Source organism: Streptosporangium carneum, from assembly GCF_027922005.1.
In the GTDB taxonomy this organism is placed as follows: Bacteria; Actinomycetota; Actinomycetes; order Streptosporangiales; family Streptosporangiaceae; genus Streptosporangium; species Streptosporangium carneum.
Genome location: NZ_BSEV01000018.1, coordinates 1 through 12,056, shown reverse-complemented (window position 1 = coordinate 12,056; position 12,056 = coordinate 1). Strand labels below are relative to the sequence as shown.

Below are 12,056 nucleotides of genomic sequence, written 5' to 3'. Positions count from 1 at the left end.
TCTTTCTCGGATCTTGTCTTTCGGGGCGGCCTAGGCGCCGCTGAACTCGGCCCAGCCGAGGCCGTCACGCGCGGGCACGAGCCCGCCGGGCAGCAACGGGGCCTCCGGCGTCTGCTCGCCGAGCACTCCCCTGGCCTGGATCTGGTTCATCTCCTGCATCACGTCGGTGACGACGGGGGTGCCGAACAGGTGGAACATGCGCTCGCCCGACTCGGTCTGCATGGTCCCGGTGCGCTCGACCGCCTCCGCGAGGTTGCGCGAGGACAGGGCCAGCTCGCGGGAGTGCACGCCGCCGACGAGCGTGGTGAAGGCCTCCAGGTCGGTGGCCTGCATGCCGGTGACCTTGCGCGCCTTCCAGAAGTAGTTGTCCTCGCTGCTCTGCATGTCGTAGAACGCGGACAGGAACTCGTAGAAGACGGCGTACTCGCGGCGGTAGCGGCCTTCGAACTCGCCGAAGGCGCGCTCCTCGGCGAGCTCTCCCGCCAGGACGCTGTTGATCGACCGCGCGACGAGCAGCCCGGCGTAGGTGGCCAGGTGCACGCCGGTGGAGAACACCGGGTCGATGAAGCACGCGGCGTCGCCGACCAGCGCCATGCCGGGGCGCCAGAAGCCGCTGTTGGAGTAGGAGTAGTCCTTGCGGGTGCGGATCTCGCCGTAGACGCCCTCGGTGACCCTACTCGCCTCGGACAGGAAGTCCTTCACGATCGCGCAGCGGTCGATGAGGCCGAGCAGCGCCTTCTCCTGGTCGCCCTGGAGCCTGGCCGCGTGCTCGCGGCTGATGACGGCGCCGACGCTGGTGAGGGTCTCGCTGAGCGGGATGTACCAGATCCAGCCCTCGTCGAAGGCCGCGCACAGGATGTTGCCCGCGTCGGGGCCGGGAAGGCGCTTGCCGCCCTCGAAGTAGCCGAAGAGCGCGATGTTCTGGAAGAACTCCGAGTAGTGCCGCTCCCCGCCGACGCCCTTCCAGATGCGGCTGCGGTTGCCCGAGCCGTCGACGACCCAGCGCGCCTCGACGGTGTGCTCGGTTCCCTCCGCGTCGGTGTAGCGCACGCCGGTGACGCGGTCGCCGGAGGTCGTGACGTCGACGACGGTGGCGTTCTCGCGGACGTCGACGCCCTGCCTGGCCGCGTTCTTCAGCAGGATGTCGTCGAACTTCATCCGCTCGACCTGGTAGGCGAACGACGTCGGGCCGGTCAGCTCGGGAGAGATGGCGAACAGGAAGTTCCACGGCTCGGGGTTGGTCCCCCACCGGAAGCTGCCGCCGCGCTTGACCGTGAACCCGGCCTTCTCGATCTCCTCGGTCACGCCGAGCAGGTTGCAGATGCCGTGCACGGTCGCCGGGAGCAGCGACTCGCCGATCTGGTAGCGGGGGAAGGTCTCCTTCTCCAGCAGGATGACGCGGTGGCCGCGGCGGGCGACCAGGGCCGCGGCGGTGGATCCGGCGGGCCCGCCGCCCACGACCACGACGTCGGCGCTGTGTTTGACGCTCACCGGTTCTCCTCCATGCGGTCGCTGATCAGCTGCCACCAGGCGGCGACCGTGGGGTGCTCGGCGAGCTCGATGAAGGTGGTGTGGACGCCGGCGGCCCGCCAGCGCTCGACGAGGCTCATCACGCGGATCGAGTCAAGGCCGCGATCCAGCAGGTTCTCGTCGTCGGAGATCTCCGCCGGGGGTTCGGAGAGGACGTCGGCTACGTCCCCTCGGACGCGCTCATGGGTCAGCGACATGGAACGACCGTTGCTTTCTCGCTCGGTGGTGAGGGGATGGGTGGTCAGTTCAGGGCGGGCACGGACTCGGAGTCCACGCCGGAGCGGCCGTTCGCCCGCTTGTCCTCCGCGATCGAGCGGACGATGTCTCCCGCGCGGACGGCCACGTTGGACAGCAGCGAGGACGACAGGCCGTGGGCGTACTCGGTGCCGCCCTGGAGGTAGATCCCGGCCGTGACGGACGGGTCGGTGAGCACGCGGTAGTCGGCGCCGACCTGCAGGCGTCCCTGCCCGTCGACGCGGCAGTGCTCGGCCAGCTCGCCCAGCAGGCTCAGGGGGTCGGCGGGGCGGTAGCCGGTGGCGAAGACGACGGCGTCGCAGTCGAGGACGGTCTGCTGTCCGGTCGGCAGGTGGTCGACGTGCACGCGCACGCCGTCGGTGACCCGGTCGACGCCCGCGACGCGGGAGACGTTGAGGATGCGCAGCCGCTGCCTGCCCGCGACCTTCTCCTGGTAGGCGCGCCGGTAGAGCTCCTCGATGAGCTCGAGGTCGACCACCGAGTAGTTGGTGTTGCCGTGGTAGTCGAGCAGGGCCTGCCGGACGTGCTCCGGCGCGGCGCGGAACTCGTCCACGGCGTCCGGGTCGAAGATCTGGTTGACGAAGGGGCTGTCGTCGGCGGGGCTGTAGCCGTAGCGGGTGAAGACGGCGCAGACCTCCGCCTGCGGGTAGGTCCTGTGCAGGTGGTCGACCACCTCGGCGGCGCTCTGACCCGCGCCGACGACGACGAAGCGCCGCCGGGTGAGCGGGGGCAGCGCGCCCAGCCGCGTCAGCAGGTCGGCGTTGTGCCAGACCCGTTCCGAGGCGTGCACGCCCTCGGGCAGCCACGGTCGCAGGCCGACGCCGAGGACGAGGTTGCGGGCCCGGCCCAGCACGTCGCCGTCGGCGCCGAGGACCTCGACCTGCCCCGCCTGGCCGTGCGCGTCCCGCACCGGCCTGGCGCCGTGCACCGCGGTGCCGTAGGCGACCTGGTGCTCGAAGAGCGCGGCGACCCACTCCAGGTAGTCGTGGAACTCCACCCGCGTGGGGAACAGCGTCTTGTGGTTGATGAAGTCGGCCAGCCTGCCCTTGGCCTGCAGGTAGAACAGGAACCCGTACTCACTGGCCGGGTTGCGCATGGTGACGAGGTCCTTGAGGAAGGAGACCTGCAGTGTCGTCCCCTCGAGGAGCATCCCCCTGTGCCAGCCGAACCTCTGCTGGCGCTCGACGAAGGCCGCCTCGATCGCGAGCCCCGTCGCGTTGTGCTCCCGCAACGCCACGGCCAGCGCGAGGTTGGCCGGTCCGAAGCCGACTCCGACCAGGTCGAGGGGCCGCGGGGATCGCGCTGAGGATCCCTGCGCGGGGGATGTCGACATTCCGCTCCTCGTGTCTGCGGGCATGGTTGAGCGCCCTTCGAAAAGGGGCTTGCGTGAAGGTCTGACTGAAAAACTTACCGTTGTTAGTTAGGTAAGCCTTACCTAGGTTCTACTTCGCCCACCCCTACGTCAAGGGGCAATTGCATGTGAACCAGATCACAATGGACAAGACCTTTACAAACCTTGGCAGGTCGTGAAAAATTAGGTTAGCCTTACCTAAGTTTCTCTGCGGGGTCGTGCACCGGAAAGGCCCGTCTTGGCCATCGCATACGAAGCGGTCACCGCCTCCGAGCTGCTCCAGGAATACCGTCCCGGCCTCTCCTGCCTGTTCTCCTCCCCCCAGCACACCCTGCTCGGCCAGGGCGTGGCCGACGTGGTGGCCCCGGCGGCGACGCTGCGCGAGCTGGCGGGCCGGGTGCGCGAGAGAGCGAGCCTCGTCATCGGGGCGGTGCCGTTCGACGACCCGGGATCGGCGCACCTCGTCGTGCCCGGGCGGACCCGATGGGCCGACCCGTTCGTCTCCTGCGACACCCCGGCCGCCGAGCCCGCCCCGCCGTGGCGGATCGTCCCCGTGCCCAGCCCCGCCGACCACCTCAAGGGCGTCCGGCGCGCGCTCGACCTGCTGGAGCGGGGGACCCTGGACAAGGTCGTGCTCGCCCGCTCCCTCGAGCTGACCCGGCAGGAGCCCGTCGACGTCGTGACGATGGTGCGCCGCCTGGCGGGCCGCGATCCGCACGGCCACGTCTTCGCGGTGCCGTTGCCCGCGGGCAGGACCCTCGTGGGCGCCAGCCCGGAGCTCCTGGTCTCCCGCTCCGGTCCCGCGGTGGTCGCCAACCCGCTCGCGGGCTCCGCCCCGCGCGGCGCCGACCCGGCCGAGGACCGCCGCCGCGCGGCGGCCCTGCTCTGCTCCGCCAAGGACCAGCAGGAGCACGCCGTCGTCGTCGAGGCGGTGGCCGACACGCTCGCCCCGCACTGCCGCGCGCTCAGCGTGCCCTCGGAGCCGTCGCTCGTCTGCACGGCCACCATGTGGCACCTGTCCACCAGGGTCACGGGGCGTCTCACCGACCCGGACACGACCTCGCTCGACCTGGCCGTGGCCCTGCACCCCACGCCCGCCGTCTGCGGCACGCCCCGGGCCGCGGCCCGCGCCGCCATCGCCGAGATCGAGCCGTTCGACCGCGGTTTCTACACCGGCATGGTCGGCTGGTGCGACGCCTCAGGCGACGGCGAGTGGGCCGTCGCCATCCGCTGCGCCGAGGTGAACGGGACCGGCGTCCGCCTGTTCGCGGGCGGGGGAATCGTCGCGGGGTCGGTTCCCGAGGACGAGCTCGCCGAGACCTCGGCGAAGTTCCGCACCCTCCTGGACGCGCTGGGCCTCAACCCCCTGACGTAGAGTCGTCACGACCGCTTCGCCCTTCCCGGGAGCCGAGCGCTTCCACGGCCCCGTGCGCGAGACCCTACGGGACTCTTTTCGTTCGGAAGGCGAAAGCTGAAATATCGACGCCAATCAATGCTTACATCTCGGCATGGCCATTGATGTGGCATTCCTTTAGTCCGTGGCGCACCACCATCATGGGGTGGCGAGCTGGGAGAGGCGTCCGGGACGGCGTCGAGCCCGGCAGCGGCTCCAACGGCCTGGCATGGCTGGAACGTGACAGGGCCCGGATGATCTCACCCGAGCCGCGGCCGGCCAGAACCCGCATGCGAAGAGAGAGACGGACATGATCCACCCGTTGAAATCCGGCCCGCTGACGTCGACGGAAGAGGACGCGCTGCGGCGCGACGCCGAGGACCCCGGCCACCGGGACCTCTTCCTCGTTCCGCCCGCCGAGGGGGGCGCCCATCCCGACAGCGCCTACCTGGCCGGCAACTCGCTCGGCCTGCAGCCCCGGGCGACCCAGGCGGAGCTGCTGGAGGACCTGGCCTCCTGGGCCAGGCTCGGCGTCGAGGGCCACCTGGAGGCGGAACGCCCCTGGGTGCCGTACCACGAGCAGCTCACCGGACCGGCCGCCCGGCTGGTCGGCGCGCTGCCGGAAGAGACCGTGATCATGAACTCGCTGACGGTCAACCTGCACCTGCTGATGGTGTCGTTCTACCGACCGCGAGGCGAGCGGACCCGGATCGTCATCGAGGACACCGCCTTCCCCTCCGACAGTTACGCGGTACGCAGCCAGGCCCGCTTCCACGGCCTCGACCCCGACACCGCCGTGGTGCGGCTCGGCGGCGGCCAGGACGTCCTCGACTTCCTGGAGCGCGAGGGCGACACGGTCGCGCTGGTGATGCTCGGCGGGGTCAACTACCTCACCGGCGAGCTCATGGACATTCCCGCGATCACCGCGGCCGGGCACGCGGCCGGCGCGATCGTGGGATGGGACCTCGCGCACGCCGCCGGGAACGTTCCGCTGAAGCTGCACGAGTGGGGGCCGGACTTCGCCGCCTGGTGCTCCTACAAGTACCTCAACTCGGGACCCGGCGCCCTCGGCGGTGTCTTCGTCCACCAGCGGCACCTGGGCGACCCCGCGCTGCAGCGGTTCGAGGGCTGGTGGAGCACCGAGCAGCGGACCCGCTTCCAGATGGCCCCGGTCTCCCGGCCGCCCGCCAGCGCCGACGCCTGGCAGATCTCCAACCCGCCGATCTACGCGATGGGCCCGGTGCGCACCTCGCTCAACCTGTTCGACCAGGTGGGGATGGCCGAGCTGCGGGCCCGCAGCGTGCGGCTCACCGGATACCTGGAGAGCCTGCTCGACGAGGTCACCGCGACCCGGCCGATCAGCGTGGTCACCCCGCGCGACCCGGCCCGCCGCGGGTGCCAGCTGTCCCTGCGGATCGACCACGGCAGCGCCGCCGAGCTGACCCGGCGGCTGCGCCGGGAGCACGGGGTCGTCACCGACGCCCGCGAGCCGGACGTCGTCCGGGTCGCGCCGACCCCGCTCTACTCGAGCTACCACGACTGCTGGCGCGCCGCCGCCGCACTGGCCGACTGCGTCCAGGAGAGGTCATGACATCCCCTGTCCCGGCCTCGCGACGCGATCCGCTCGGCCGACGCGATCGCCGAGACGGCGCCGGCCGACTTCACCGAGACGCGCGACAAGGTCGCCTCGCCGGTGTTCCGGCCGGCCAAGGGGATCGAGCACCGGCTGGAACGGGCGCCGCCCGGCCGGTACGCGTCGCGGCATGAGCTGGTGCCGTTCTCCACGGTGCCCTACGCTCAGGTCGAACGCCGGGTGCGCAGGCGGCAGCGGCTGATCGCGGGGGCCGCCGTGCTCGCCGGGGTGATCGCGGCCGGCGTGGCCGGGATCGGACGCGTGTCGTGACGCGGCCCGGGGACTCCTGCCTCCGCCGGGCCCGCCCCGCGGGCTCACCGGCGTCCCCGGGCAGGCTTTCCGGCCGGTCCGCGCGCCGTCACCACCCTGGTCCGACATCACACCGCCTTCCCGGAGACGATTCATGGAAGACCGTTCCGTACTGACCCGCCCGGCACCGGGCCCCGACCGAACCCTGCGGTACGGCGAGGACGCCGACCAGGTGGCCGACCTCTGGCACTCCGAGGGCCCCACGGTGGCGCTGATCCACGGCGGGTTCTGGCGTCCCGAATACGACCGGGCCCACCTGCGGCCCATGGCGAACGCGCTGCGCGGAGCGGGGTGGAACGTCGCCTCGATCGAGTACCGCCGCGAGCCCGGCCGCCCCGGGCCGACGTTGGACGACGTCCGGAGCGCGCTCGGCGAGATCGGCCCGTCAGTGGTCGTCGGCCACTCGGCCGGCGGTCACCTCGCCCTGTGCGCCGCACCGGACGACGTCGCCGTCCTCGCTCTCGCCCCGGTCGCCGACCTGCGGCTCGCGCACCGGCTGGACCTCGACGACGGCGCGGTGGCCGACTTCCTCGGCGGTCCGCCGGACGACCGGGCCGCCCTCGACCCGGTACGACTGCCCGGGCGGCCGGGCCGGGTGACGATCGTGCACGGCGCCGGCGACGAGCGCGTCCCCCTCGACGTCTCGGAGTCCTACGTCTCCGCCCACCCGGCGACCTCACTGGCGCGGATCCCCGACGCCGGCCACTTCGTCCTCATCGACCCGGAAAGCGAAGCCTGGCCGATCGTCCTGCGGGAACTGACCGCCCTCGTGTCCTAGGACGTCGTTCCCGAAGTTCCCCGCGCTCCTCGAGGTTCCCCGCGCTCCTCGAAGCGGGCGGTCACGGCTCCAGGAGCCGCGCGCGCAACGCCGCGACCAGGTCGTCGCCGACGCCCAGCCGATCGGCGGCGTAGCCCCTGACCGAGCCGTGCTCCGCGGCCAGGTCCGCCAGGAAGAGACGCATGATCTCGCCCGGCGCCTGGCCGTAACCGGGCCACTTCAGCGTCCGTCCCGGATGGTCGGCGCGCCAGTCGGCGGCCAACCGGTCGGCGGCGAGCTGGGTGAGCGCGAAGTCGGCGACGACGGCGTCCTCGTCGACCCCCAGCAGGGACAGGACGAGAGCGGCGAGCAGGCCGGTGCGGTCCTTGCCCGAGGCGCAGTGGATGACCAGCGGAGCGCCGTCGTCCGAGGCGACGACCTCCAGCGCCCGCCCCAGCTCCTCGACCCCGTCGAGGGCGACCTCCGCGTACCTGTCGGCGAGGAAACGGGCGACGCCGACGTCCGGGCCGAGCTCCGCCTGGTCGTAGGGCCGGTGTTCGACGCTGAGATTGTGGTAGACGAGCCCGTCGAAGTGGGGCACCCGCCCCCTGGCCTCGACCTCCCAGGGGTAGCGCAGGTCGATCACCGTGCGCACCCCCAGGGCGAGAAAGCGGGTCCAGTCCTCGCCCCGCAGCTTGGACAGCGAGTCGGACCGGTACAGGCGGCCCCACCGCACCGACCGGCCGTCCTCGGTGCGGTAACCGCCCATGTCACGAAAGTTGCGCAGGCGCTCGAACGCGATATGCCTCTCCACCCGGGCCACCCTACGGCTCCGCCCTGCCCGCGCGACGCCCTCGGCGGCGCGGTCGCCGTCACGGGCGGCACGGTCGTCCCGCCGGCGACGCCCGCGACGGCGGCGTTCTGCGGATCCCGCCGTCGTGCCGGAGGATTCTCCTGACACCGCTTCGGCGGGCGTCGTCACAACTGAATAGTTGACACTGACTAGAAAACTCTAGATAGTTGTAACTGACTAAAGGAATGGGGGCGTCGTGGAGAAGCGACGCAAGGTGGCCAACCCGCTCGCACTGGCGGTGCTCGCCGAGCTCCTGGCCGAGCCGATGCATCCGTACGAGATGGGTCGGCGGTTGCAGGAGCACGGCAAGGACCGCAGTTTCAAGTACAACCGAGGCTCGCTCTACATGGTGGTCGAGCAGCTGAGGAAGGCCGGCTTCATCATCGAGCAGGAGACGGTGCGCGACACCCAGCGGCCCGAGCGCACCGTCTACGCCCTCACCGAGGAGGGCCGGCAGGAGTTCTACAACTGGATGCGAGAGCTGGTCTCCGCGCCACGGCACGAATACCCGCACTTCGGGGTCGCCCTGTCGTTGCTGAGCCTGCTCTCCCCCACCGAGGCGGCCGAGCTGCTCGACCGGCGGCTGGCGGCGTTGACCGCCGAGGCCGCCGAGATCCGCGCCAGCGTGCGGGGCGCCGTCGACGGCGGCGTCACCTGGGTGTTCCTGGTCGAGGAGGAGTACCGGCTCGCGGTGCTGGACGCCGAACGCACCTTCATCACGCAACTGATCGAGTCGCTCAAGCAGCCCGACTACGTCCGGGCCTGGCAGGAGATCTTCGGGAGTCGAACATGACAGCAGTCAGGACAGCACTGGTCATCGGCGGCGGGATCGCCGGTCCGGTCGCGGCTATGGCACTGCAGCGGGCCGGCATCGAGTCGACCGTCTACGAGGCGTACACGACCACGGCCGACGGCGTCGGCGGCCAGCTCACGATCGCGCCGAACGGGCTCGACGCGCTGCGGATCATCGGCGCGGACGAGGCGGTGCGGACCATCGGCCTGCCGATGAACCGCACGATCATGACGGACGGCCGCGGCAGGCCGATGGGCGAGTTCCCCGCCCTGACCGGCCTGCAGCCCAGCCGCGCGTTATGGCGGCCCGACCTCTACCGGGCCCTGCACGACCACGCCGTGGCGCACGGCGTCAGGCTCGAGTACGGCAAGCGTCTCGTCGGCGTCGACGAGACGCCGACCGGCGTCACCGCGCGGTTCGCCGACGGCAGCACCGCGACCGGAGACGTGCTCATCGGCGCGGACGGCATCAGGTCCACGGTCAGGAAGCTGATCGACCCGAAGGCCCCCGGCCCCGACCACGTCCCCCTCCTGAACTTCGGCGCCGCGGCCGACGTCTCGATCCGCGGGGCGTCGGACGCCGCCTACTTCTCCTTCGGCAAGCGGGCGTTCCTGGGCTACTGGGCGCAGCCGGACGGCACGACCGCGTGGTTCGGCAACGTCCCGCACAAGGAGCCGATGTCGATCGCCCAGATGCGCAAGACGCCGACCGCCGAGTGGCTGAAGCGCCTGCGCGAGATCTTCGCCGACGACGTGCCGGGGCGCGAGCTGCTCCAGCACACCAGTGCCGACCAGCTGGTCACCCTCGGCTCGCTGGAGATCATGCCGAAGCTGCCCCACTGGTACCGCGGCCGCCTGGTGCTGGTCGGCGACTCCGTGCACGCGCCCTCCTCCAGCTCGGGGCAGGGAGCCTCGCTCGCCATGGAGAGCGCCATCCAGCTGGCGCGCTGCCTGCGTGACCTCCCCGACGTGACGTCCGCGTTCGCCGCCTACGAGAAACTCCGCCGCGACAGGGTCGAGAAGGTCGCCGCGCGCGCCGCGAAGACCAACAACAGCAAGGCGCTCGGTCCCGTGGCCATCGCGATGATGGGCCTGATGATGCCCATCGCGATGAAGACCTTCCTCAACCCGGAGAAGACCCTCGGCGGCGAGCAGCGCTACCGCATCGACTGGGCCGCCCCGGTCACCGCCGAGACCCAGCGCTCGGCCAGCAGGACGTAGGCACGATCGTGCTCCCACCGGGGTCGGCGCCTCGCCCCCGGTCCGCTCACCAGGGCGCCCTCCTCCATGGCACGTTCCAGCGGTGGATCACGCGTGCCCTACGGGAGGGCGGTCACCGCCGTTCCCCTCGGGGGCGCGGTCACCGCCGACGGCGGCCCGGAGACCGGTCCCGCCGTCACGCGGGACCCCCGGCCGCGGGCCGCCGCCGCCCACGCCTCCGGCTCGACGGGACGTCCGAGCCGATCCACCGCTGATCCGCGACGACATCGAAGGCGGCCGCCGCCGGCGGGCGCCGACCCACGGACCCGACCGGGACGGCAACATTGACCAAGCCGCATGAGGACCCGCGGGCGGCGGACGCCCAGCCGACGACACCGCCTCCCGCCCCGCCCCCCACCGCGTCGGCGACGCCGCGACGGCTCACCCGGCGACGTCTGCTCAAAGCAGGGTTGATCGGAACGTCGGCGACGATCGCGGCCTGCGCCGCGGGGGCGGCGTGGCTGTGGACGACCTCGGACATCGACACCGCGGGCACGATCCGCTTCGTCAACCGCCTGGCCGTCCCTCCGCTGGACACCGGCCGCCGCGACGGGTCGGGGCGGCGCGTGTTCGATCTGCGCGCCGCCGTCGGAAGCCGGCGGCTGCGTCCCGGCAGGCCGACCCCCACGTGGGGGTTCGACAACGGCCACCTCGGACCGACGCTGCGCGCGGCCAGAGGTGAGACGGTCGTGGTCAACGTGCGCAACGAGCTGACCGAGACCACCACCGTGCACTGGCACGGCATGCATCTGCCCGCCTCGATGGACGGCGGACCGCACCAGCCGATCCGCGTCGGCGCGACCTGGTCCCCGAGCTGGCGGATCGACCAGCCCGCCGCCACGCTCTGGTACCACCCTCACCCGCACGGCCGGACCGGTCAGCACGTCTACCGCGGCATGGCCGGAATGTTCATCGTCGACGACCCCTCGGGCGGGCCGCCGGGGCTGCCCGGACGGTACGGAGTCGACGACGTCCCGGTCATCGTGCAGGACAAGAACTTCGACGGCGACAACCGGTTCGACGAGGCCAGCCGGCTGATCGGCGGGGTCGGCGTCCTCGGAGACACCGTCCTGGTCAACGGCACGATCGCGCCGTACCACGACGTCACCGCGGAACGGACGCGGTTACGCCTGCTCAACGCGTCCAACGCCCGGACCTACCGGTTCGGGCTGTCCGACGGGCGGCCGTTCGCGCTCGTCGGCACCGACGGCGGCCTGCTGCCCGCGCCGCACACCACCGACCGGATACAGCTCTCACCGGGAGAACGCGCCGAGATCGTGGTGACCATGCGCCCCTCGGAGCGGCTGGTGCTGCGCAGTCACCCGCCCGAGCTCGGCGCCGACTTCTGGACCTCCCGCCTCACCGGCGGCGACGACACCCTGGACGTTCTGGAACTGCGGGCCGCCCCCCGGCTGACGCCCTCCCCCGCCCTGCCCGGCGTCCTGGCGGAGCCGCCCCGGATCGGCTCGGCGGACGGCCGGGTCGACCGCCGGTTCGAGCTGGCCAACTTCATGATCAACGACAGGGTGATGGACATGAGCCGGATCGACTTCGGGGTCGCCAGGGGCGTCACCGAGGTCTGGGAGATCGTCAGCACCGACCTCCTCCCGCACAACTTCCACGCGCACGGCACCCGGTTCCAGGTCCTGTCGGTCGGCGGCGCCGCCCCGCCTCCCGAACTGCGCGGCTGGAAGGACACGATCTACGCTCCCCGGCAGGTTCCGATCCGCGTCGCGGTGCGCTTCGGCGACCAGGCCGACCCGAACACCCCCTACATGTTCCACTGCCACCTCCTCTACCACGAGGACCAGGGCATGATGGGGCAGTTCGTCGTCACCGAGCCAGGCCGGTCGCCCGGCAGGCCCGCCCTCCACGACGGCCACGGCTGAACACGACGGCCACGGCCGAAGCCGCCGCGACGAC

General features: G+C 71.7%; 11 protein-coding genes. 7 read left to right on the top strand and 4 right to left on the bottom strand.

All coding sequences use genetic code 11. The annotated features are described in order from the left end of the window. Positions 1–30: 30 nt before the first annotated feature. Genes PKF00_RS29935 through PKF00_RS29925 form a run of 3 tightly spaced genes read right to left on the bottom strand, consistent with a single transcriptional unit; the run spans position 31 to position 3,118 of the window. Entirely contained in the window at positions 31–1,491 is a 1,461-nt protein-coding gene (locus PKF00_RS29935; protein ID WP_271221023.1) for a tryptophan 7-halogenase, read from the bottom strand. Then, positions 1,488–1,727, bottom strand: coding sequence for a phosphopantetheine-binding protein (locus PKF00_RS29930; RefSeq protein WP_271221022.1), 240 nt, complete (start codon positions 1,725–1,727; stop codon positions 1,488–1,490). Before PKF00_RS29930 ends, PKF00_RS29935 begins: the two co-directional genes overlap by 4 nt. Positions 1,728–1,771: 44 nt before the next feature. Continuing rightward, entirely contained in the window at positions 1,772–3,118 is a 1,347-nt protein-coding gene (locus tag PKF00_RS29925) for a lysine N(6)-hydroxylase/L-ornithine N(5)-oxygenase family protein (protein WP_271221021.1), read from the bottom strand. 256 nt (positions 3,119–3,374) lie between these two features. On the opposite strand from PKF00_RS29925, the gene PKF00_RS29920 reads away from it, so the two are divergent. From PKF00_RS29920 to PKF00_RS29905, 4 genes are all read left to right on the top strand, one after another. Then, entirely contained in the window at positions 3,375–4,511 is a 1,137-nt protein-coding gene (locus PKF00_RS29920; RefSeq protein ID WP_271221020.1) for an isochorismate synthase, read from the top strand. 328 nt (positions 4,512–4,839) lie between these two features. Continuing rightward, positions 4,840–6,120: a kynureninase gene (gene kynU, locus PKF00_RS29915; RefSeq protein WP_271221019.1), complete on the top strand. Its 1,281-nt coding sequence runs from the start codon at positions 4,840–4,842 to the stop codon at positions 6,118–6,120. A 102-nt stretch (positions 6,121–6,222) separates the two neighbouring features. Continuing rightward, positions 6,223–6,432, top strand: coding sequence for a hypothetical protein (locus PKF00_RS29910; protein WP_271221018.1), 210 nt, complete (start codon positions 6,223–6,225; stop codon positions 6,430–6,432). Positions 6,433–6,565: 133 nt separating this feature from the next. Continuing rightward, complete coding sequence (locus PKF00_RS29905) at positions 6,566–7,249, top strand: alpha/beta hydrolase family protein (protein ID WP_271221017.1); 684 nt, start codon at positions 6,566–6,568, stop codon at positions 7,247–7,249. A gap of 61 nt (positions 7,250–7,310) precedes the next feature. On the opposite strand, the gene PKF00_RS29900 is transcribed toward PKF00_RS29905, so the two are convergent. Beyond that, positions 7,311–8,042 carry a tyrosine-protein phosphatase gene (locus tag PKF00_RS29900; RefSeq protein WP_271221016.1) on the bottom strand — a complete coding sequence of 244 codons (732 nt, stop codon included), beginning with the start codon at positions 8,040–8,042 and terminating at the stop codon, positions 7,311–7,313. A gap of 235 nt (positions 8,043–8,277) precedes the next feature. Between PKF00_RS29900 and PKF00_RS29895 the strand changes: the two genes are divergently transcribed. The 3 genes from PKF00_RS29895 to PKF00_RS29885 all read left to right on the top strand — a co-directional run bounded on the left by PKF00_RS29895 (position 8,278) and on the right by PKF00_RS29885 (position 12,022). Further along, the gene (locus tag PKF00_RS29895; protein ID WP_271221015.1) at positions 8,278–8,874 is read left to right on the top strand and encodes a PadR family transcriptional regulator; all 597 of its coding nucleotides are present in this window, start codon (positions 8,278–8,280) and stop codon (positions 8,872–8,874) included. Then, the gene (locus PKF00_RS29890) at positions 8,871–10,094 is read left to right on the top strand and encodes an FAD-dependent oxidoreductase (protein WP_271221014.1); all 1,224 of its coding nucleotides are present in this window, start codon (positions 8,871–8,873) and stop codon (positions 10,092–10,094) included. Before PKF00_RS29895 ends, PKF00_RS29890 begins: the two co-directional genes overlap by 4 nt. Positions 10,095–10,417: 323 nt before the next feature. Beyond that, a complete protein-coding gene (locus PKF00_RS29885) occupies positions 10,418–12,022 on the top strand; it encodes a multicopper oxidase family protein (protein ID WP_271221013.1) in 1,605 nt (534 codons plus the stop codon). Positions 12,023–12,056 lie beyond the last annotated feature (34 nt).